This is a genomic window from Serratia bockelmannii, assembly GCF_051803255.1.
Lineage (GTDB): Bacteria > Pseudomonadota > Gammaproteobacteria > Enterobacterales > Enterobacteriaceae > Serratia > Serratia bockelmannii.
In genome coordinates this window covers 1,972,826-1,994,834 of the sequence record NZ_CP196512.1, presented here as the reverse complement: position 1 = coordinate 1,994,834, position 22,009 = coordinate 1,972,826, and the positions used below count along the sequence as shown (strand labels likewise).

General features: G+C 60.0%; 19 protein-coding genes, 2 tRNA genes and 1 other RNA gene. 8 read left to right on the top strand and 14 right to left on the bottom strand.

Annotated elements, in window-relative coordinates; translation table 11 throughout:
* Positions 1 to 69 precede the first annotated feature (69 nt).
* Positions 70 to 816 (top strand): carbon-nitrogen hydrolase family protein, encoded by a 747-nt coding sequence (locus ACSJLU_RS09585; protein ID WP_025302443.1) that lies wholly within the window; start codon positions 70 to 72, stop codon positions 814 to 816.
* A 26-nt stretch (positions 817 to 842) separates the two neighbouring features.
* Entirely contained in the window at positions 843 to 1,511 is a 669-nt protein-coding gene (gene exoX, locus ACSJLU_RS09580; protein ID WP_025302442.1) for an exodeoxyribonuclease X, read from the top strand.
* A 35-nt stretch (positions 1,512 to 1,546) separates the two neighbouring features.
* Here the strand turns inward: exoX and ACSJLU_RS09575 are convergent, their stop codons facing one another.
* From ACSJLU_RS09575 to ACSJLU_RS09550, 6 genes are all read right to left on the bottom strand, one after another.
* Entirely contained in the window at positions 1,547 to 3,580 is a 2,034-nt protein-coding gene (locus tag ACSJLU_RS09575) for a prolyl oligopeptidase family serine peptidase (protein WP_197826531.1), read from the bottom strand.
* Positions 3,581 to 3,648: 68 nt separating this feature from the next.
* Complete coding sequence (locus tag ACSJLU_RS09570; RefSeq protein ID WP_033642711.1) at positions 3,649 to 4,302, bottom strand: tellurite resistance TerB family protein; 654 nt, start codon at positions 4,300 to 4,302, stop codon at positions 3,649 to 3,651.
* Positions 4,303 to 4,460: 158 nt separating this feature from the next.
* Positions 4,461 to 5,039 (bottom strand): TorD/DmsD family molecular chaperone, encoded by a 579-nt coding sequence (locus ACSJLU_RS09565; protein ID WP_015377474.1) that lies wholly within the window; start codon positions 5,037 to 5,039, stop codon positions 4,461 to 4,463.
* A gap of 42 nt (positions 5,040 to 5,081) precedes the next feature.
* A complete protein-coding gene (locus ACSJLU_RS09560) occupies positions 5,082 to 5,819 on the bottom strand; it encodes a phosphatase (protein ID WP_025302439.1) in 738 nt (245 codons plus the stop codon).
* A gap of 90 nt (positions 5,820 to 5,909) precedes the next feature.
* Positions 5,910 to 6,851: a glyoxylate/hydroxypyruvate reductase GhrA gene (ghrA, locus tag ACSJLU_RS09555; protein WP_342096586.1), complete on the bottom strand. Its 942-nt coding sequence runs from the start codon at positions 6,849 to 6,851 to the stop codon at positions 5,910 to 5,912.
* 126 nt (positions 6,852 to 6,977) lie between these two features.
* Positions 6,978 to 8,444, bottom strand: a complete 1,467-nt coding sequence (locus ACSJLU_RS09550) for a peptide MFS transporter (protein WP_342096607.1) — start codon at positions 8,442 to 8,444, stop codon at positions 6,978 to 6,980.
* A gap of 447 nt (positions 8,445 to 8,891) precedes the next feature.
* On the opposite strand from ACSJLU_RS09550, the gene ACSJLU_RS09545 reads away from it, so the two are divergent.
* The 4 genes from ACSJLU_RS09545 (at position 8,892) to ACSJLU_RS09530 (ending at position 10,359) form a co-directional block, all read left to right on the top strand.
* Positions 8,892 to 8,981, top strand: a tRNA-Ser gene (locus tag ACSJLU_RS09545).
* A 286-nt stretch (positions 8,982 to 9,267) separates the two neighbouring features.
* Positions 9,268 to 9,357 (top strand) — tRNA-Ser (locus ACSJLU_RS09540).
* A 46-nt stretch (positions 9,358 to 9,403) separates the two neighbouring features.
* Positions 9,404 to 9,523, top strand: a non-coding RNA gene (locus ACSJLU_RS09535) — RtT sRNA.
* Between the two features lie 194 nt (positions 9,524 to 9,717).
* Complete coding sequence (locus tag ACSJLU_RS09530; RefSeq protein ID WP_071826111.1) at positions 9,718 to 10,359, top strand: DUF2971 domain-containing protein; 642 nt, start codon at positions 9,718 to 9,720, stop codon at positions 10,357 to 10,359.
* Between the two features lie 164 nt (positions 10,360 to 10,523).
* Here the strand turns inward: ACSJLU_RS09530 and ACSJLU_RS09525 are convergent, their stop codons facing one another.
* Positions 10,524 to 10,880, bottom strand: coding sequence for a helix-turn-helix domain-containing protein (locus ACSJLU_RS09525; protein ID WP_025302436.1), 357 nt, complete (start codon positions 10,878 to 10,880; stop codon positions 10,524 to 10,526).
* 299 nt (positions 10,881 to 11,179) lie between these two features.
* Between ACSJLU_RS09525 and sdeA the strand changes: the two genes are divergently transcribed.
* Together sdeA and sdeB are read left to right on the top strand one after the other, a co-directional pair.
* The gene (sdeA, locus tag ACSJLU_RS09520) at positions 11,180 to 12,367 is read left to right on the top strand and encodes a multidrug efflux RND transporter periplasmic adaptor subunit SdeA (RefSeq protein WP_043141656.1); all 1,188 of its coding nucleotides are present in this window, start codon (positions 11,180 to 11,182) and stop codon (positions 12,365 to 12,367) included.
* Between the two features lie 24 nt (positions 12,368 to 12,391).
* Entirely contained in the window at positions 12,392 to 15,535 is a 3,144-nt protein-coding gene (gene sdeB, locus ACSJLU_RS09515) for a multidrug efflux RND transporter permease subunit SdeB (protein WP_380825413.1), read from the top strand.
* Between the two features lie 65 nt (positions 15,536 to 15,600).
* Here sdeB and ACSJLU_RS09510 read toward each other — a convergent pair whose 3' ends face one another.
* The 7 genes from ACSJLU_RS09510 to lpoB all read right to left on the bottom strand — a co-directional run bounded on the left by ACSJLU_RS09510 (position 15,601) and on the right by lpoB (position 21,993).
* A complete protein-coding gene (locus ACSJLU_RS09510; protein ID WP_025302433.1) occupies positions 15,601 to 16,080 on the bottom strand; it encodes an RrF2 family transcriptional regulator in 480 nt (159 codons plus the stop codon).
* A 264-nt stretch (positions 16,081 to 16,344) separates the two neighbouring features.
* Positions 16,345 to 16,881 carry a glycine zipper 2TM domain-containing protein gene (locus tag ACSJLU_RS09505; protein WP_167325016.1) on the bottom strand — a complete coding sequence of 179 codons (537 nt, stop codon included), beginning with the start codon at positions 16,879 to 16,881 and terminating at the stop codon, positions 16,345 to 16,347.
* Positions 16,882 to 17,238: 357 nt separating this feature from the next.
* The gene (locus ACSJLU_RS09500) at positions 17,239 to 18,543 is read right to left on the bottom strand and encodes an NAD(P)/FAD-dependent oxidoreductase (RefSeq protein WP_004928794.1); all 1,305 of its coding nucleotides are present in this window, start codon (positions 18,541 to 18,543) and stop codon (positions 17,239 to 17,241) included.
* Positions 18,544 to 18,875: 332 nt separating this feature from the next.
* Positions 18,876 to 19,418 (bottom strand): alpha/beta hydrolase YcfP, encoded by a 543-nt coding sequence (gene ycfP / locus ACSJLU_RS09495; protein WP_015377468.1) that lies wholly within the window; start codon positions 19,416 to 19,418, stop codon positions 18,876 to 18,878.
* A 79-nt stretch (positions 19,419 to 19,497) separates the two neighbouring features.
* Positions 19,498 to 20,517 (bottom strand): beta-N-acetylhexosaminidase, encoded by a 1,020-nt coding sequence (gene nagZ / locus ACSJLU_RS09490; protein ID WP_043141667.1) that lies wholly within the window; start codon positions 20,515 to 20,517, stop codon positions 19,498 to 19,500.
* Between the two features lie 38 nt (positions 20,518 to 20,555).
* Positions 20,556 to 21,422, bottom strand: a complete 867-nt coding sequence (gene thiK / locus ACSJLU_RS09485; RefSeq protein WP_380825418.1) for a thiamine kinase — start codon at positions 21,420 to 21,422, stop codon at positions 20,556 to 20,558.
* Entirely contained in the window at positions 21,403 to 21,993 is a 591-nt protein-coding gene (gene lpoB / locus ACSJLU_RS09480; RefSeq protein ID WP_025302429.1) for a penicillin-binding protein activator LpoB, read from the bottom strand. Before lpoB ends, thiK begins: the two co-directional genes overlap by 20 nt.
* Between the last annotated feature and the right edge of the window lie 16 nt (positions 21,994 to 22,009).

Genomic DNA, 22,009 nt, shown 5'->3' with positions numbered 1-22,009 from the left:
AAGCGTCCTTCCATCCGTCATTAAACCCGCCAAGGCGGGTTTTTTATTGCCTCACTGGAGAGATGGCCAATGCCCTGCTTTACCCTCGCCGCAGCCCAATACCCCGCCGCTGCGGCCAATATCGCCTGCAACCTTGAACGTCACCTTGAATTTGTCGCGCAGGCAGCCGAACAGCAGGTGCAACTGCTGGTTTTTCCCGAACTGTCGCTAAGCGGCTATGAGCTGGCCGATGCTGCCGAACTGGCGCTGACGCTGGGCGATCCGCGTCTGCAACCGCTCGCTGCGGCGGCGCAATCGCATCAGATGACGATCATCGTCGGCGCGCCCTTGCGCAGCGGCCAGGCGCTGCATATCGCCGCCTTGATCTTTCACCCCAACGGCGCGGTGGCCGCCTATACCAAGCAACATCTGCACGGCGCGGAACAACAACGGTTCTTGCCCGGTAATGGCGGCACGCTGCTGGAAATACATCGGCAACGCATCGCACTGGCTATCTGCGCCGACACCTCGCAACCCGGCCACGCAAGTGCCGCCGCGCTGGCGGGTGCGCAGATTTATGCCGCCGGCGTGCTGGTATCTGAAGCCGGTTACGCGAAAGACAGCGCCACACTGGCAGGCTATGCCCGGCGTTATGGCATGGTCACGCTGATGGCCAACCATGCAGCGCCAACCGGTGGCTGGATCCCGGCAGGCCGCAGCGCCATCTGGGATGAAACGGGAGCGCTTTTGGTTGCCGCACCGGATGACGCCCCTGGTCTTGTCATCGCCGACAAGACCCGCGACGGTTGGCACGGCCGCCTGTGCCGGTTAAGCTGAAGCCTGACGGCAACGCGGAGGAAAGCATGACGTTACGCGTAATAGATACCGAGACCTGCGGGCTGGACGGCGGCGTGGTGGAAGTGGCCTCCCTCGATCTGCTCGACGGCCAATTGACCAACCCGATGAGCGATCTGGTCAGCCCGGACCGCCCCATCAGCCTCGACGCGATGGCGATTCATCACATCACCGAACAGATGGTGGAAGACAAACCGCGCATTGCGGTGGCGATCGGCCGCTATCAGGGCAGCCCCTACTATGTGGCGCACAACGCCGCCTTCGATCGCGGGGTGTTGCCGGAGATGAACGGCGCCTGGATCTGCACCCTCAAGCTGGCGCGCACGCTGTATCCGGACATCAAGTACGGCAACCAGTATCTGCGCTACGCGCTGAATCTGGACGTGCAGCTGCCGGCAGACGCCACGCTGTACCCGCACCGCGCGCTATATGACTGCTACGTCACCGCCGCGCTGCTGCAACGCATCATCAAGGATTCGGGCTGGACGCCGGAGCAAATGGTGCAGATCACCGAACAGCCGGTGCTGCTGAAGAAGTTCAAGTTCGGCAAGTATCGCGGGCAGGAGATTGATCGCATCGCCCAGGAAGATCCTGGCTATCTGCGCTGGATGCTGAAATCCATCGACGATCTGAGCCCGGACATGAAGCACACGCTGAAATACTATCTGATCGGCTAACACGGCGGGCGGCGCAGGCCGCCCGCCGAATGCCGTTACTCCGCCAGCGCCAGAATGAAGGCGTACTCCAGTGCAATATCCTCATAGGCCTTGAAACGGCCGGATTTTCCGCCGTGGCCGGCATCCATGTCGGTATACAGCAGTAGCTGCCGATCGTCGGTTTTCAGCTCGCGCAGCTTGGCCACCCACTTGGCCGGCTCCCAATACTGCACCTGCGAATCGTGCAGACCGGTGGTCACCAGCAGATGCGGGTATGCCTGCGCTTTCACCTGATCGTACGGGCTGTACTGTTTGATGTAGTCGTAATAGGCCTGCTCGTTCGGATTGCCCCACTCGTCGTATTCGCCGGTGGTCAGCGGGATGGACTCATCCAGCATGGTGGTCACCACGTCGACGAACGGCACCTGCGCCACCACGCCGTGGAACAACTGCGGCGCCTGGTTGATCACCGCGCCCATCAGCAGACCGCCGGCGCTGCCGCCCATCGCGAACACCCGCTTACCGTCGCCGTACCCCTGGGCGATCAGCGTTTCGGTCACGTCGATAAAATCGTTGAAGGTGTTCTGCTTGTTGAACAGTTTACCGTCTTCATACCACAGCTGCCCCAGCTCACCGCCGCCGCGAATGTGCGCCAGCGCGAACACGACACCGCGATCCAGCAGGCTCAGGCGGCTGGCGCTGAACGCCGGATCCATACTGCTGCCGTAAGATCCGTAGCCATACACCATCAGCGGGTTGGTGCCGCGCTGGAAGCTGTCCTGGCGATACACCAGCGAAACCGGCACCTCGACGCCGTCGCGCGCCTTCACCCACACCCGCTCGCTGCGGTAGTTTTCTGGCGTGAAGTTCTTCACTTCCTGCTGTTTGAGCATCGTCCGCTCGCCGCTGTCCATGTTCAGCTCGTACAGCGTGGTCGGGGTGGTCATCGACGAATAGCCGTAGCGCAGCAGCGCGGTCTCCGGATCCGGGTTATACGCCAGCCAGGTGGTGTAGGTCGGATCGTCGAAGGCGATGCGCTTCTCTTCGCCGCTTTGCCAGTGGATCTGGCGCAGCAGCGTCAGGCCGGCATTGCGCTCTTCGACCACCAACCAATCACGGAACAGGCTGAAGCCCTCCAGCATCACGTCAGCGCGCGGGGCGATCAGCGTCTGCCACTGCGCTTCGTCCGCCTGTTCGCTCTGGTACAGGCCGAAGTTCTTACCGTCCTTATTAGAGCGAATATAGAAATGCTGGTGATAGTGATCGATGGCGTACTCGTGATCCTTGCGGCGCGGCACGAACAGCTGCGGCTTGGCGTCCGCGCGATCGGCATCCAGCAACAGGATCTCCGAGGTGGTGGTGCTGCTCAGGTGGATCAGAATAAAGCGCTCGGAGGTGGTCTTCTCCAGCCCGACGTAGAAGGTATCGTCCTGCTCTTCGTAAATCAGCTCGTCCTGCTGCGGATCGCTGCCGACTACGTGGCGATAAACCTGATACGGCAACAGCGTCTTGGCGTGCTTGCGCACGTAGTACACCGTCGAGGAATCGTTGGCCCACTCGAAGCTGCCGGAGGTGTTTTCCAGCACTTCGTCCGCCCAGCTGCCGTCGGCCAGGCTCTTGAAGCGAATGTCATACTGGCGGCGCGACAGGAAATCCTCCGCCACCCCCAGCCGCTGGTTGTCGGGGCTGACGTCCAGCCCGCCCAGGGTATAAAACTCGTGATTCTCGGCGCGCTGGTTGCCGTCAATAAGCACCTCCCAGTGCTCACTCTCGGCCTGCGGCTGGCGCACGGAAATCGCGTATTCGTTGCCCGGCTCGTAGCGCGTCTGATAGCGATAGCCATGGCGCACGTAAGGCACCGAATGTTCCTGCTGCGGAATACGCGCCACCATCTCTTCGTACAGGGTTTCACGCAGCGCCTGCTGTGGCTTCAGCATCGCATCGGTATAGGCGTTCTCCGCCTGCAGGTAGTCCAGCACCTGGCGGTCTGCGCGCTCGTCGTCGCGCAGCCAGTAGTAGTCATCCACGCGCGTGTCGCCGTGGATAGTGATGGGATAAGGACGTTTTTCCGCTTTCGGTGGGGTCATCATTGCTAAATCATCCGCTTACATAGATTGCGGCAAGAGTGACACGATTCCCCCCGGCTTGCCAAGCGGCGCTACGCCAGCTCGCGCTTTTTCTCGTTGACGTCGCTCTCGATGCCCTGCTTGACGTCCGCCGGGATCTTCAGCGCCTGTGCCAACGCATCGAGATAGCCGCGCTCCATAAAATGATCGACGTCGATCACCAGACAGCTCAGGTAATAAACCTCCAGCGCCTCGTCTTCGTTTTGCACGCTGCGGGCGATCAATGCCGGGTTGAGCGGCTGATCGAGCGCTTCCTGTACCCAGCCCTGCGCCTCTTCCCCCACCTGCAACTGCGCCAGGCTGTGATCGATGGCACGCTGCTCGTCGGCATCGATATGGCCGTCGCTCTTGGCGGCAAACACCAGCGCCTGCACCAGGCGTTTGGCGCGCAGATCCACCGGCGTGGTTTGCAAACCGAACTGCGGTTCGTCCTGATGGGTCTCTTTCACCCGCTGTTTGTACTTGTTCCACAGCACTGCGCCCACCGCCGCGCTGCCACCGATAATCAGCGCATTCTTGCCGAACTTGCCCACCAGCTTGCGCGAGGACTTGTTGGCCAACAGCACGCCGACCAGGCCGCCCAGCGCCGTGGGCGCCAGCAGCTTGCCGATGCCTTCCGCCCCGCCCATCGCGCCGGCCTTCTGCCCGATCAACGTTTGAATCTGCTGCATCCAGTTACTTTTCATCATCTACCCCTTGCGTGAAAAAACGCGGCGCGCAGGCGCGGCCGAACCGACGGTAAACCGCCAGATTAGGGGATCTTTTGTCAATTTACGTCTGGGGGATGCAAACCTGTGTTTAGCGGATCGGCGGGCCGGACGGCCCGCCGGGATAAGCTGCGGCGTTACGCGTCTTCGTCGCCCGCTTCATCGTCCTGCTCGTACTCCGCCAGCTCGTCGCGCATCGCCTGGATGGCGTCACGAGTCATCAGCGCCAGCGTGCGGTAGAAACCGGTGGTGGCATGCGCTTCCACTTTACCGAGGAAACGGCCGCACCACGGCAACAGGAACTCGTCGAACAGCGCGATCTGCGCCTGTGCTTCATCTTCCTGCGACTGATCTTCCAGCCAGGACGCCGCCAGCAACAGCTGGCCGAAATGGTCGGCCGGTGCCTCCGCCAGCGGCATGCCGCGCTGCTGCAAGAAGGTGCGCACTTCCGCTTCGCTGGCGCCTTCGACGTAGTCGGAGCGGAACGGCGACACGCTGCACTCGCTGCCGACGAACATCGCGTTGAAGTCGGTCGCCAGTTGGTTGACATCGCAGCCCTGCTGCAGGCGCTTCAGCAGGTCATCCTGCTCCAGCGGCCAGTGCTGCTGCAGCTTGCCCTCTTTGATCAGCGCAAACAGCGGCACCAGCAGCGGATCCTGCGGCTGGCGGTAGAACAGCGTACCCAGCACGCGGCAGACAATCGAAAACTCATTCATGATAAAGCCTTATTCAATACGGAAAATTTTGCCGGGACGATGTCACAAATCGGCCAATTCCGCAATCGCCGGCTTGCCGCGCCGTTCGAGAAAATCCAGCAGCCGGCGCGGGCTGACGTTGAGAATGCGCTCCTGCGGGAAGCCCACCTCGTCGATGATGCGCTCGCAGTGCTCAAAGTTGCCCAGCGAAAAGGCAACGTGCGAATCCGAACCCAGCGCCAACCAACCGCCGGCATCGCGCACGGCGGCGGCGATCGCCCGGCAGTTGGCCTCGCTGCCCTTGCGGGAGTGGGTGAACGACGAGTTATTCAGCTCCAGCGCCACCTCGTATTTGGCCGCCGCCGCCGCGACGGCGGGAATGTCGATCGGATAACGTGGGTTGCCGGGGTGGCTGATGATATGCACGTCCCCCTGCGCCATCGCGGCGATCATCGCTTCAGTATTGGACGCTTTATCCTGCGGCGCAAACACCGGCTCGTGGAAACCGGCGATGATCACGTCGGTGGCGGTCAACATCGGGCCGGTGCAGTCGATGTCGCCCTGTAGGTTTTTGATGTTGGCTTCGATACCGCGCAAGATGCCCACGCCGTTCACCCGGCGCGGCCAGACGTGCATGTTCATAAAGTGCCAGTAGTGCGGCGCATCGGCCATGTCCGGGCCGTGATCGGTGATGGCGAACAGCTTGATGCCCTTCTGCTGGGCTTCGGCGATGTAATCGTGCAGCGTGCTGTAAGCGTGGGTGCTGGCGACGGTGTGCATGTGCAAATCAACGGGGTACATTGTTTCTCCTTCCAGAGGGCCCGCCCGCAAAGGTACGGGCAGGCGCGATGACGATAACAGCTTATCAGTTACCGAACGGCGGCTGAAGGATCAGTAACCCCGCTGCCTGTCGACCACGCCGGCCGGGGTGTGCCCCGCCTCCAGCGCGCGGATGTTGGCGGCGATCTGATCCATCGCCTGCTGCGGCAACGTGATGGCAGCAATATGCGGGGTTATGGTGACACGCGGATGACGCCAGAACGGGTGATCCTGCGGCAGCGGCTCGCGGGTGAACACGTCCAGCGTGGCGGCGACCAGCTGCCCCTGCTCGAGCGCCGCCAGCAGATCGGCCTCCACCAGGTGTGCGCCGCGCGCGATGTTGATGAGATAGGCGCCCGTGCTCAACTGCGCGAACAGCTCGCGGTTGAGGATGCCGACGGTCTCCGGCGTATTGGGCAGCAGGTTGATCAGCAGTTTGACGCCGTCGAGGAAGGCCGCGCGCTGCGCCTCCCCGGCGAAACTTTGCACGCCGTCGATCTGTTTGGCGCTGCGGCTCCAGCAGCGCACGCGAAAGCCAAACTCGGTCAGCTTGCGCGCCACGCTCTGCCCCAGCACGCCGGCGCCGAGGATGCCGATGGTGAAATCATCCAGCGAGTGCGGATCGAGCGGTTGCCACTCCTGCCGCTGCTGCAAGGCCTGATATTCGTCGAAACGACGGAAATAGCGCAGCACATAGCTCAGCGCGTACTCCTGCATCTGCTGCGCCATGCCGGTATCCTCCAGCCGCAACAGCGGCACGCCGGCGGGTAGCGTGCCGGGGTGTTTGCGTTCCTGATCAAGAATGGCATCGACGCCGGCGCCGAGGGCAAACACCGCTTTCAGATCGCGTCGGTTGGCCAGCATTTCGTGCGGCGGGCGCCACACCAGCGCGTAATCAGCCGGCTGCTCGTCGCCGCGCTGCCACTCGCGGATCTCGGCCTGCGGCAGGCGTTGCTTGATGCCGGCCAACCATTCCTGGGCCTTAAACAAGGGGTGGTAATAAATGATGTTCATACTGCAGGCTCCCGTTTGTTTTTATTGGTTTTCCTCCAGCCTTCCGCGATTCGCCGCCGGATGCAAGCGTTAAAGCCCAAAATAAAAACAGCCCCGACCAGTGGGGCTGTTGCGCATACTCGCCAATCAGGCGACAGACGGGCCGTCGCGCCGGATAAGGCGCCGCAGCAGCGGAATGAGAATCAGCATCGCCACGCCGACGCCCGTCGCCCCCCAGCCCAGCGCGCTGAAGATTTCGCTGTAGCCGGGATTGGTTTGCAGCGGCGTGTTGCCGCTGTTTTCCGGCATCAGGCCGGAGACGTAGCCCGCCAACACCGAAGCGACGCCGGTCACCATCATCCAGCAGCCCATCATCACGCCCTGATAGCGCGGCGGCGCCAGCTTGCCGATCATCGCGTAACCGATCGGCGAGATCATCAATTCGCCAACGCTTTGCAGCACATAGCTGATGACGATCCATTTAAACGCCACCAGCCCGTCGCCGCCCGCCATGCTGATGCCCAGCGGCAGCACCAGCATGCCGAGCCCGATACAGAACAGCGATCCGGAGAACTGCAGCGGAATGTCGATGTTGCAACCGCGAGCGCGCAGGCGATTGAACCACCAGGCCAGCAGCGGGCCGCCCACCACGATCACCAGCGTGTTGATGTTCTGGATCCACTGCGGCGCCACCTGAATGCCGTAAACGTTCAGATTGATGTTGTGCTCGGAGAACAGCATCAGCCCCATCGGCGCCAGCTGGTACAGCGCCCAGAACACCAGCGAGCCCAGCGCCAGGATCAGATAAGCCGCCATTCTGCGGCGCTCATCGCGCGGATGGTGGCGCAGCGTCACGACGCACAGCATCAGGAAGATCAGCGCGCCGAGCACAATCACGAAATGGCCGCTGAACTCGGCGTGGGTCAGCATCACGCGGATGATCGGCACCAGCGCTACCAGCACCGCCAGCCCGACCAGCATGCGCCAACGGTATTGGCTGCGGCTGGCATCGTGCAGCGGCGTATTGAGATCGGCCAGAATGCGCCAACGGCAGACGGCGACGATAATCGCCGCCGCGTTGCCCAGCGTGGCAAACAGGAACAGCGCGCGGTAGTTTTCCGTCAGTTGGAAATAACCGGCGACGGTAAAGCCGACGAAGAACCCGAGGTTCATGCCGGCGTAGTTCCACAGGAAGGCCGATTCGCGCCGATCATCGTCCGGCTTGAAACGCTGAGTCAGCATCATATTAATGCAGGTCACGTTAAGGCCGCTGCCGGTCAGGAACATCGCCAGCCCCCAGTACAGCCCCCACACGCCCGCGACGGCAATCAGCGCGCAGCCGATCACCTGCAGCACCATGCCGAGCACGAACAGGTTGCGGTTGCTGAGGAAACGGCCGCCGAGATAGCCGCCGAACATGTGCAGGCCATAGTTGAAGGCGCCGAACACGCCCATCATGGCGTTGGCGCTGCTTTCGTTGAAGCCCAGCCGCTTGGTGGCGTACAGCACCAGCGTGGAATAGAGTACGGCGAAACCCAGCGTGGCGAAGATCTGGATGAAGAACAGCGCCCCCGCACCGGGGGGAATGGCATGGCGCGCTTGCGGCGCCGGCATGGCATCTGAAGGAGTCAAAACGAACCTCTACTGCATTATTATGTAATGAGTCTGTCCCTGTCTGCGATATCGCCGGCCTGTCACCCGGCAATCTGCGCGGCGTTGTGATGTTCCTTGCCAAAAACGCCGCGCCGACACAATTCCATTTAGCGACACATCTGACTAATAATCCAGTATTAATGCATATAACAGCAGACAACCTAACGTCAGTGGCGATATATTGAGCTACCTGTACAGAAAAAGGTCAAACAATCGTCTTTTATGGATTCCGACTGCGGTCTACCCTGCCCACGTGTGGCCACGAGTGGGAATATCGTTCGGTAAATCAGCAAATTGCTGCAAGTTTGGCTAAACAGTCATGAGAATGAAATAAGAGGGTTGACGCTGAGATCAGATTCTCCTACATTAGCGTCCGTCGACAGCGCAAAGCGTTATCGACAACAAAACGGTGAGGTGTCTGAGTGGCTGAAGGAGCACGCCTGGAAAGTGTGTATACGCGAAAGTGTATCGAGGGTTCGAACCCCTCTCTCACCGCCAAATTTAAAGAGAAAGCCTGGATTCGCGTCCAGGCTTTTTTTGCATGGCGCTCTGCGCATCTCCCCCCCTCAGCAACCGTGTTTCCCATTTCCGCCGGTTATCCACGAGCCTTACTTCTGATTTTCTCACCCTTTCATGGCTTCTGCCCTACCGTTCGCCGCAGTTTTCAGCAAAGTGCACACGGCTTGAGCGGACGAACAAAAACACAGAAATTATTCTTGACCGGATCGGCCCCACTCCCTATAGTAGCGCCCCGTTGCAGCGATGATTTCGCAACAAAAAATATGGTGAGGTGTCCGAGTGGCTGAAGGAGCACGCCTGGAAAGTGTGTATACGCGAAAGTGTATCGAGGGTTCGAATCCCTCCCTCACCGCCATATTCTACGAAGAAGCCTGAACTCACGTTTAGGCTTTTTTGTTTGCATAGCGCACCGACCGGGAGGGTGAGAATCCTCGACAGGGTTCGACAAAACGCCCGCGTTTTGGACCGCCAACGGCGGCCCGCAGGGTGAGCGCAGCGAATCTATCCCTCCCTCACCGCCATATTCTAACGAGAAAGCCTGAGCGAAAGCTCAGACTTTTTTGTTTATGATTGTATACTAATCGCCAGATAGAAAATTGGTGTTCAAACAGAGTCATGCGCAACTAGTATAAATTACCGCAATACGTAGCGACAAGAACAAGCTGCAACCATTCAAAATTTCCGCAAAACACGGTATAAGGTTATAAATAAAAATATGATTGTTTATTACTTCACATCAGCAAAGTATGGAATTGATAATCTCAAGCATAAACGATTAAAGATATCAAACTTTTTAAATGTCAATGATCCATTTGAGCTACTAGGTGTCGAATTAGGTGATAAAAAAGTACGGAATGCTGCAAATTTTGAGAAAAATAAAATATCCGAAGAATATGGGTTAATATGCTTTAGTGAAGATAAATATAACCCAGTTCAGTGGGCCCATTACGGCGATAATCACAAAGGTGTTTGTCTCGGGTTCGAGATCCAAGAAGAACTCCTCCAAAAAGTCAAATATGTTTCCGAACGCCTATTGAAAAAAACAATAGAAGAATCAGAATTTAACAAAAAGATACTCACTACTAAATTTAGCCACTGGAATTACGAGAAAGAAAGAAGATTAATAATTAAGAATTGTAATTTCCCTGAAGATAGTAACGGCATAAGATTTAAAGAGTTTGACACTGACATCGTACTTAAAGAGATTTATATCGGCTGTAAATCTAAGCTAACATATCAAGATATTACTTCTTCATATAGCAGTGCAAACAAGAGTGTTGTCGTAAAGATGACAAGGCCAGCATTTAAAACCTTCCGTATTGTCTGGGATAAAAGGAATAAAAGCACGCGTACTTAGCATTATATACAACCCCTACAATAGATAAATAGAAGCATTGTAAATAAAACACAGAATAGAAAAACTCAATAGAACTATTGAATAGCTTTAATAGATAGAATCCTGTCACTGACAAAAAAGCCCGAACGCAAATTCAGGCTTTTTTATCCCCACTGCCCAACCGATCAGTGGTGCGTGCATCTCACCGACGTTGGCTGCGCCAACGCACGGCGCCAGTCGCCCGGCGTTTGGCCAAACTGGCGTTTGAAGCTGCGGTTGAATGACTGCTGTGAGTCGAAGCCGAGTGAGATCGCCACGCTGACGATCGGTTCGCCGCTGTTGGCCAAACGCTCCGCCGACACCTTCAATTTTTGCATACGGATATACTCCCCCAACGCGTAGCCGGTCTGGCGCTTGAACATGCGCTGCAGATGCCATTTGGAGTAGCCCGCGCGGTCCGCTACGGTGTTGATATCCAGTTTTTCTTCCAGATTGTTGTCGATCCACGTCTTCAAATCGGTAATGAAACCCGTCGTGTTCATGCTGATGCTCCCATCATTCGGCAGGGTCCCCCTCTGCCCGATGCACATACGTTGCAACAGTTTCGCTTTAAATGCAATTTTTATTATTGCATTTACCAGAAAGCCGCCTCTATACTCCACCCAATTAATGTAACCGATATTGATACATTAATGTGACACCAATATGTTTCAAAACCTAACGTTGGGCCATAACAAGGCACAACGCCCCTTCCGCCGAACGCAGGCATACATGAAGGGAAAGCCCGGAAAACAGGGCTGGGTATGGGGCCAGACAGCGCTTACTTATCGGAATAAAAATAATGGCAAATCAACCAAACTCATCGTTCAACGCCGGCGGCCGCACGCGCGCCTTCGCTCTGGGCCAGCGGCTCTCCGGGGTGGCGCTGCTGGCCGCCCTGCTCGCCGGGTGTGACAACAGCGTCGCGCACAACGCCCCGCCACCGCCGCCGGTGGTCAGCGCCGCCAGCGTGGTGGTCAAACCGATCAGCCAGTGGGATGCGTTCAATGGCCGGGTCGAAGCAGTGCAAAGCGTACAGCTGCGCCCGCGAGTTTCCGGCTACATCGAGCGGGTCAACTACACCGAAGGCGACGAGGTGAAGAAAGGCCAGGTGCTGTTCACCATTGACGATCGCACCTACCGCGCCGCGCGCGAACAGGCGCAGGCCGAGCTGGTGCGAGCGCGCAATCAGGCAACCCTGGCGCGCAGCGAATCTTCGCGCACCGAGAAGCTGATCGGCACCCAGGCCATCTCGCAAGAGGTGTGGGAACAGCGTCGTTCGTCCGCCGCACAGGCGCAAAGCAACGTGCTGGCGGCGCAGGCTCAGCTCGATATGGCGCAGCTTAATCTCGACTTTACTCGCGTCACCGCGCCGATCGATGGACGCGCCAGCCGCGCGATGATCACCGCCGGCAACCTGGTCACCGCTGGCGACAGCGCCAGCGTGCTGACGACGCTGGTGTCGCTCGATAAGGTTTACGTCTATTTCGACGTGGATGAAGCCACCTTCCTGCGCTATCAGCAGCAGGGCCGGCACGATGCCCGCCTGCCGGTGAAAGTTGGCCTGGTGGGTGAAGACGGCACCCCGCATCAGGGGCTGGTGGATTTCACCGATAACCAACTGAACGCCGGTACCGGCACCATCCGCATGCGCGCCCTGCTCGACAACCGCGATCGTCGCTTCACGCCGGGGCTGTTCGCCCGCGTGCAGATGCCCGGCAGCGCCGAGTTCAACGCCATGCTGATCGACGATAAAGCGGTGATGACCGACCAAAACCGCAAGTTCGTTTACATCGTCGATAAAGACGGTAAGGCACAGCGCCGCGACATCGACGTGGGCCGCATGGCCGAAGGATTGCGCATCGTGCAGAAAGGGTTGGCAAACGGCGATCGGGTGATCGTCGACGGCATGCAGAAAGTGTTTATGCCGGGCATGCCGGTCGACGCGAAAAGCGTCGCGATGACCACTACCGCTTCCGCACTTAACTAAGCTCCCAGCCGAGACTTCTGACCCATGGACTTTTCCCGTTTTTTCATCGACCGGCCGATCTTTGCCGCGGTGCTGTCGATACTGATTTTTGTCGCCGGGGCGATCGCCATCCCGCTGTTGCCGATCAGCGAATACCCGGATGTGGTGCCGCCCAGCGTGCAGGTGCGCGCAGAATACCCGGGCGCCAACCCGAAAGAGATCGCTGAAACGGTGGCCACGCCGCTGGAAGAAGCGATCAACGGCGTCGAAAACATGATGTACATGAAATCGGTCGCCGGCTCCGACGGCGTGCTGGTGACCACCGTCACCTTCCGCCCCGGCACCGATCCCGATCAAGCGCAGGTGCAGGTGCAAAACCGCGTGGCGCAGGCCGAAGCGCGCCTGCCGGAAGACGTACGCCGCCAGGGCATCACCACTCAGAAACAGTCTCCGGCGCTGACGCTGGTGGTGCATCTGGTCTCGCCTTCCGGCAAGTACGATTCGCTCTACCTGCGCAACTACGCCACCCTGAAGGTCAAGGACGAGCTGGCCCGTCTGCCGGGCGTCGGCCAGGTGCAGATCTTCGGCGCCGGTGAATACGCGATGCGCATCTGGCTCGATCCGAACAAGGTTGCCGCGCGCGGGCTGACCGCCTCCGACGTGGTGAGCGCCATGCAGGAGCAGAACGTGCAGGTCTCCGCCGGCCAGCTGGGCGCGGAACCGATGCCGACGCGCAGCGACTATCTGCTGTCTATCAACGCCCAGGGCCGCCTGCAAACCGAAGAAGAGTTCGGCAACATCATCCTCAAAAGCGGCGACAACGGCGAGATTGTGCGGCTGCGCGACGTGGCGCGCATCGAAATGGGTTCCGGCAGCTACGCGCTGCGCGCCCAGCTCAATAACAAGGATGCGGTTGGTATCGGCATCTTCCAGTCGCCGGGCGCCAACGCCATCGAGCTGTCGGACGCGGTGCGCGGCAAGATGGCCGAGCTGGCAACCCGCTTCCCGGACGGCATGAGCTGGAAAGCGCCGTACGATCCGACGGTGTTCGTGCGCGATTCGATCCGCGCGGTGGTGGATACCCTGCTGGAAGCGGTGATCCTGGTGGTGCTGGTGGTCATTCTGTTCCTGCAGACCTGGCGCGCGTCGATCATTCCGCTGTTGGCGGTGCCGATCTCCGTGGTCGGCACCTTCGCCGCACTGTATCTGCTCGGCTTCTCGCTCAACACCCTCAGCCTGTTCGGGCTGGTGCTGGCGATCGGTATTGTGGTGGATGACGCCATCGTGGTGGTGGAGAACGTCGAGCGCAATATCGAAGAGGGGCTGTCGCCGCTGGCGGCGGCGCACCAAGCGATGCGCGAGGTCTCCGGCCCGATCATCGCCATCGCCGTGGTGCTGTGCGCGGTGTTCGTACCGATGGCGTTCCTTTCCGGCGTCACCGGCCAGTTCTACAAGCAGTTCGCCGTCACCATCGCCATCTCGACGGTGATCTCCGCCATCAACTCGCTGACCCTGTCGCCGGCGCTGGCGGCGCGCTTGCTGAAACCGCACGGCGCGCCGAAAGATATGCCGTCGCGCCTGATCGACCGGCTGTTCGGCTGGCTGTTCCGGCCGTTCAACCGCTTCTTCGCCAGCGGTTCGCAGCGTTACCAGCACGGGGTGTCCCGCGTGCTGGGCCGACGCGGCGCGGTGTTCGTCGTTTACCTGCTGCTGCTGGCCGCCGCCGGGGTGATGTTCAAGACCGTGCCCGGCGGCTTTATCCCGACGCAGGACAAGCTGTATCTGATTGGCGGCGTGAAGATGCCGGAAGGCGCCTCGCTGGAGCGCACCGATGCGGTGATCCGCAAGATGAGCGCCATCGGTATGAGCGTGGACGGCGTCACCGATGCGGTGGCCTTCCCCGGCCTGAACGCGCTGCAGTTCACCAATACGCCGAATACCGGCACGGTATTCTTCGCGCTGGAGTCATTGAGCACCCGTACTCGCACCGCGGCGCAGATCAACGCCGAGATCAACGCGCGCATTTCGCAGATCCAGGAAGGTTTCGCCTTCTCGATCATGCCGCCGCCGATCCTCGGCATCGGCCAGGGTTCCGGCTATTCGCTGTACGTGCAAGATCGCGGCGGACTGGGTTACGGCGCGCTGCAGACGGCGATCAACACGCTGTCCGGCGCCATTATGCAAACGCCGGGCATGGGGTTCCCGATCTCCTCCTATCAGGCTAACGTGCCGCAGCTGGACGCCAAAATCGATCGCGACAAGGCCAAGGCGCAGGGGGTGCCGCTCAATGCGCTGTTCAGCACGCTGCAAACCTACCTCGGTTCGTCTTACATCAATGACTTCAACCGCTATGGCCGCACCTGGAAGGTGATGGCGCAGGCCGACGGCCAGTTCCGCGACAGCGTGGAAGACATCGCCAACCTGCGTACCCGCAACGACAAGGGCGAAATGGTGCCGATCGGCAGCATGGTCAGCATCGGCACCACCTACGGCCCGGATCCGGTGATCCGTTATAACGGCTTCCCGGCGGCGGACCTGATCGGCGATGCCGACCCGCGCGTGCTCTCCTCTACCCAGGCGATGGGTGCGCTGACGCAGATGGCCGATAAGCTGTTGCCGAACGGCATGAACATTCAGTGGACCGATCTGAGCTATCAGCAATCGACCCAGGGCAACGCCGCGCTGGTGGTGTTCCCGGTAGCGGTGCTGCTGGCGTTCCTCGCGCTGGCGGCGCTGTATGAAAGCTGGACGCTGCCGCTGGCGGTGATCCTGATCGTGCCGATGACCATGCTGTCGGCGCTGTTCGGCGTATGGTTGACCGGCGGCGACAACAACGTGTTCGTGCAGGTCGGGTTGGTCGTTCTGATGGGGCTGGCCTGTAAGAACGCCATTCTTATCGTCGAGTTCGCCCGCGAGCTGGAAATGCAGGGCAAAGGCATCGTCGAAGCGGCGCTGGAAGCCTGTCGCCTGCGGTTGCGCCCGATCGTTATGACCTCCATCGCCTTCATCGCCGGCACCATCCCGCTGATCCTCGGCCACGGCGCCGGCGCCGAAGTGCGCGGCGTCACCGGCATCACGGTGTTCTCCGGCATGCTGGGGGTCACGCTGTTCGGGCTGTTCCTGACGCCGGTGTTCTACGTCACCCTGCGCCGCCTGGTGGCACGCAAGGCACAGCCGCAGACGGCGTAATCATCGTCTTAACATGCAAAAAGGTCGGGCATTGCCCGACCTTTTTTTATGCATGCGAACCGCGATTATTTATCGGCGGTTTCAGCCTCTTGCGCAGCGGCGTACTCCGCACAGGCGCGCTTGTCGCCCCGCTCCAGTTCGGCCAGCGAATCGGCCACGGTGTGGCGCGCCAGCACCGCAAGCGAAGCCTGTTCGGCCTCGTTTACCACCGACTTGAAATACCAGCAGGCGTTGGCGCTCACCAGGCAGCGAGCCGGCACTTCAGGACGGGAAGCCCAGATGCGCTTGTCGTCGATCACCGCCAGGTAGATGTCCCGCAGGGTGATCTCTTCCGCCGGGCGGCCGAGGTGGATAGAGCCGTTTCGGCCCAGGGTGGAAACGATGATGCCGTCTTTGGTCAGCGGGACCATCAGTTTGCGGATAAAGCTGGGGTTGGCTTCCAGAGCGGCGGCGAGGGTGGCGCTTGTCGAACGCATGCCCTGCTTTTCAGCTACGGCGACGCTAAGGACCATTTGCAACGCTGTCGGAAAGCGAAAATCTAACATGTCGTTATCTCTGCGAGACGAAATACTCGGGTTTGACCGGTGTGGCGATTGGCGCCGATAACACCGCTTAATTGCACAATAATATAACAAACGCGGGGGCTTTTTTGAAGTTTTGCCCAGTGATATCGCACGCAGACATTAGAACGATCGCAAATTCTTAGACAGGCAAAAAACAGAAACCCGCGTCAATGTTAACGCCACTCGCTTAACCGGGTTAAACGATCAGAACTAACACTGCCCGCGGGTTTAATTCGAATGTGGCGATCAGGCTCTGTTCAGCACCAGCTGGCCGTTTTTATCCAACGGGATTTGCGTGCCCGGATCGTGATCCATGCGGATCTTGCCCTGCTGATTGCCGATCTTGTAGGTCACGTCATAGCCCAGCATTTTCTGGGACTTGTCGTAGACCGTTTTGCAACGCTGCTGAACGCTGGTGCTGACGTCGTTGTTCTGCATCGCCCCTTGCACCTGGTTACCGGCATAGCCGCCACCCAGTGCGCCTACCACGGTCGCCACGTCGCGCCCGCGACCGCCGCCGAACTGGTGGCCGATCACGCCGCCCGCCACTGCGCCCAACACAGAACCGGCGATGCGGTTTTCATCCTGCACCGGTGCACGGTGCGTCACGGTGACGTTGCGGCATTCCTGACGCGGCGTTTTGATGGTTTCTTTTATCGGCGTTGCGGCGAGCACCTGCGCATATTGCGGACCGGCAGAAAAGACGTCGAGGCTGGCTACCGCGGCAATCCCCAGAGCGGCAGCGACACCAATTCCAACACCGGCTAACATTGACTTGTTCACAGGAAACCTCCTGAAAGTGTTACCACGCATTTTTTCCGGGGTCTGTTACCGGCATGGCACCGCGCTTATTATTTTGCGCATGGGCGGCTTGCGGTATCCCGGTTTACGGCGTGCGCGACGCGCCGTCTGTAAACGAGATAAAGTCTGCACAATGATCTGAGGACCCGCAATAAGACAAGGGGACCAAAAATGCGGGAAAACGGCTGTTTTCCCGTTGTTTAGGAGGAATCTTAAGAATTTTACCCATATCGGCGACAGCTTATGCTGAAGAATCAAGCAACCGCCGCCGCTCGCCTCGCGCTGCCATAAAAAAACCCGCGCGGGCGAACCGGCGCGGGTTGGTCGACAAAGGCGGGATCAGTGCATCTTCAGACGCGGACGGATCACCCGGTTAATGCCGCCCACCAGCATCATCAGGCCGGTTTTGATGTAGCCATGCAGCGCCACCTGGTGCATGCGGTACAGCGAGATGTAAACGAAGCGCGCGATGCGCCCTTCCACCATCATCGAGCCGCGCATCAGGTTGCCCATCAGGCTGCCGACGGTGCTGAAGCGCGACAGCGACACCAGCGAACCGTGGTCTTTGTACACGTAAGGCTTCAGCGTCTGGCCGTTCATCAGCGCCAGGATATTGGTGGCGCAGCGCGAGGCCATCTGGTGCGCCGACTGGGCGCGCGGCGGCACGAAACCGCCGCCCTCTTTCGGGCAGGAGGCGCAGTCGCCGATGGCGAAGATGTTCGGATCGCGCGTGGTCTGCAGCGTCGGCTCCACCACCAGTTGGTTGATGCGGTTGGTTTCCAGGCCGCCGATATCCTTCATGAAGTCCGGCGCCTTGATGCCGGCCGCCCACACCATCAGATCGGCGTCGATAAACTCGCCGCCCTTGGTGTTCAGGCCTTTGGCGTCCGCGCTGGTCACCATGGTGTTGGTCAGCACGCGCACGCCAAGTTTGATCAGTTCCTGGTGCGCAGCAGCGGAAATGCGCGGCGGCAGCGCCGGCAGAATGCGCTCGCCGGCTTCCACCAGCGTCACGTTGAGCGCGCTGTTGTCCAGGCCTTCGAAACCGTAGCTGTGCAGCTGCTTCACCGCGTTGTGCAGTTCGGCGGACAGCTCAACGCCGGTGGCGCCGCCGCCGACGATAGCGATGTTGACCCGCTCTTTTTGCCCCGGCTGCGCCGAGAACTTCAGGAACAGGTTGAGCATTTCGTTGTGGAAACGACGTGCCTGATGTGGGTTATCCAGGAAGATGCAGTGCTCTTTCACGCCCGGCGTACCGAAATCGTTCGAGGTGCTGCCCAGCGCCATCACCAGGATGTCGTACGGCAATTCGCGCGCCGGCACCAGCTCGCCGCCCTGCTCGTCGCAGATCTGCGCCAGCTGCAGCGTTTGCGTTTCGCGGTTGATGTTGGTCAACGACCCCAGCTGGAAGCTGAAATGGTGATTGCGCGCGTGCGCCAGGTAGCTGAGCGCATCCACGCCGTCATCGAGGGAACCGGTTGCCACTTCGTGCAACAGCGGTTTCCACAAATGGCTGTGGTTGCGATCCACCAGCGTGATCTCCGCTTTGTTCTTGCGGCCAAGTTTATGGCCCAGGCTGGTCGCCAGCTCCAGACCACCGGCGCCGCCGCCAACAATAACGATTTTCTTCTTTGGCGTTGTCAAAATAACCCCCTAAATGTGAACCATTTGTTATCCCAGGGTAAATAAATAATATCCTTAGAATACATAGGGTTCGCGTAAAATAAATCGGCTCTCTGAAGCCAGAATAGCATGTGAGGTTATTTGGTCATACCAAAATTGACGTACATCAATTTTTTTTGGTTAAAGGCTGGACGAGGGGATTTTTTGGGGATTGTGATTCAAATAGTTAGCGCTGAGTCACAGTTTTAAATTTTGCCGATTGCCACGCCAAATCTGGCTTTGTCGCACAAAAAAGCCGCACTTTCCGTCGGTGAAAAACGGGGAGAGCGGCTCGCGGCAGCGTTATGAAACTGTTAACCCAGCGCCTTGAACGCCTTGAGCCGCTGCAGATGCGGCGAGATGTTTTTGAACTTGTGCGTCTGCTGTTCATCCCAGACGATTTCGTAGTAGTGATGCAGCAATTCGGCACTGCGCCGGTTATCCAGCACCTCGTCGTGACGCGACAGCACCACCAGACAGCGATCGCGATTTTTCTCGCGGAAATCCTCCACGCACTTGGTGGCGATATCGCGATACTCTTCCGGCCGGTCTATCTTGCCGTGCATGTGTTCTTCCGGGTACAGATTGGGATTGAACATCGCCTGGCGAATGCCGCACAGGAAGCCGATGCGCTCTGCCCAGAAACCGCCGAGGCCGACCCCGCAGATCAACGGATGCGCGTCGCCGCCCTGCTGCACCGCCTTGTCCACCTCTTTCAACAGATGCTGCATGTCGTGACGCGGATGCAGCGTGCTGTAGCTGATAAAGCGCACGTCCGGATCGATAAACTGCAGCTGTAACACCTTTTCATGATTGCCGGGGCTGGTGGAATCGAAGCCGTGCAAATAGATAATCATGTGGATCCTCGCAACAAGCCAAGGGCCGCGGGCGCGGCCCTCATCATTTCCGCTCTGCGCCGCGGTGCGGCACCTGGATTCACCCTTGCGAACGCTGCTTGTGCTCCTCCCAGCGTTCGCTCAGCGCGCTGAGCGCCTTGTGCGCCTGCTGCCAGCGCTCGGAGTCGCGCAGTTCCTGACGGGTGAACTGACCGCGATGATATAACCGCTTCACCTTCTCTGCTTTGACCGGGGACAGGTTATCCAACACGCTGACCGCGCCTTCGCGGTGGTTGCACACCAGGATCATGTCGCAACCGGCATCCAGCGCCGCCTGGCCGCGTTCGGCATAGCTGCCCATGATGGCGGCACCTTCCATCGACAGATCGTCGGAGAAAATCACGCCGTCGAAGCCCAGCTCCTGACGCAGGATCTGCTGCAGCCAGTAAGGCGAGCCGCTGGCCGGACGCGGGTCCGCTTCAGTATAGATGACGTGAGCCGGCATGACGGCGTCCAACAGCTGACGGTTGATCAGCTCGCGGAAGATCGCCATGTCGTGCTCGCGGATCTGCGCCAGCGGCCGCGGATCGCGCGGCGTTTCCTTGTGCGAATCGGCGCTGACGGCGCCGTGCCCCGGGAAGTGTTTACCGGTGGTTTTCATGCCGGCGCTGTGCATGCCGAGGATGAAGCGTTCCGCCATCGCCAACGCCTGCTGCGGATCGCTGTGGAACGAACGTTCGCCGATCGCCGCGCTGCCGTGGCCGATGTCCAGCACCGGCGCAAAGCTGATGTCGATATCCTGCGCGATCATTTCCGCCGCCATCAGCCAGCCGGCCTCCTGCGCCAGACGGCCGCCTTCCTGCGCATTGTGCAACGCGGCAAACGACTGCGCCGCCGGCAGACGGGTGAAGCCCTCGCGGAAGCGCTGCACGCGCCCGCCTTCCTGATCTACCGCCACCACCAGCCGATCGTGCGATTCGGCGCGGATCTGGCGCACCAGCTCACGCAGCTGCTCCGCATCGTGGAAGTTGCGGGTAAACAAGATCAATCCACCAACCAGCGGATGTTTCAAAATCTCGCGTTCTTCTGCATCCAGCTCGTAGCCGGCGACATCTAGCATTACTGGGCCCACGGGCACCTCACTTCATTATTGTTCGTTCAGAATTCGGATGATGATAAACAGAATCGCCGGCGCAGCGCCGCGCCCCAGCGCAAAAATTCGGCGTCGCCGCTCTGCTGCCAGCGCACTTCAAACCACAGCAGCATCAGATAATCCACCCACGGCAGCCAGCGCTGCACCTGCGCCTGCAGCCGGGCGACGTCGTGATAGCCCTGACGCGCGTAGTGCTGCAAAAAGCGCTGCTGCGCCTCCGCCGCCCAGCCGTTGCCGCGAAACAGCGCGGCGATATCCAACGCCACATCGCCGTCGGCGGCATACTCCCAGTCGATCAGCCGCAGCCCCTCGCCGGTCGCGAGCAAATTGCCCGGATGGATGTCCATGTGTAGCGGCGCCAGGCGTAATGGCCGCGGCGGCGCGCAGCGTAAGAAATGACGCTGCCAACTCAGCCAGGCGGGGGTTAAACGCCGCGTATCCAGCTGCTGCCAGTAGCGGCGGAACTGCCGCCGCAGATCCAACCGGTAACCACTGAGCGGCCGCCGGTGCAGCGTCGCCGCCATCACCGCCAGCTCGCCGCGCTGATTCAGCCTGTCAAACTCAGCTTCTGTGACGACGTCACCTTCGAGCCATTCGAGGACAAGCCACTGATTATTCTGCGCGAAAACCCGTGGCCCCAGCCCCGGCGCGCAGCGACGCAAGACCTGCGCTTCCCGCCGCCTGCTCACGCCCAGCGTGCGTTTCTCCGCGCTGTTTTGCCGCGCCAGCAGCGTGATGCCCGAACCGTCGATACGCCAGCTCTCGCCGGTCAGCCCCTGCACCGGGCTGAAATGACAACCGGCGGTATTCACCGCCGGCAGTCTGGTTTCCATCAATCGTCGCAGCGCGGCCTCAGCGTTTAACGGCGCCATTGCCCGACCAGACGATCTCGCCGGTTTGCACCAGCATCAGCTGCATATCCAACGCCGGCGACTTCACGTCGCCGCTGACGTCGCTGTACAGCACGTACTGCGCACCGACGATGCGCGCCAGGCCAATCGCCTTGCTGCGCGAGCCGAAGCTGTCATCCGCCGACAGGCCCAGCGTTTGTCTGGCGCTGGTCAGCTTCGCTTCCGGCACCACGCTGAAGGTGGAGTTCGACGCCAGCGCCTTATACAGCGCCGCGGTGGCTTTGCCCATCTGCAGCGAGCCGTTGGTGTTGTTCTTGACGCTGTCCAGCAGCAGCACGCTGCCGGCCGTGACGCCATCGGCCTTCAACATCTGATTCACCAGCGGCTGAACGCTGCCCAGCCAGTCGAGCTGCTGGATTTTCGGCGGCTGCGGCACCGGCTCGGTAGTTGGCGGCTGCGGCTGCTCGACCGGCGGCGTCGGCTGTTCTGGTTCGACGGTGACCGGCGGCAACGGCTGATCCGGCTCAGGCGGACGCGACAGACAGCCGCTCAGGGTGAATGCGGCCAGCGCCACTAAGACGTACTTTTTCATGCTTTTTCTCCAAACC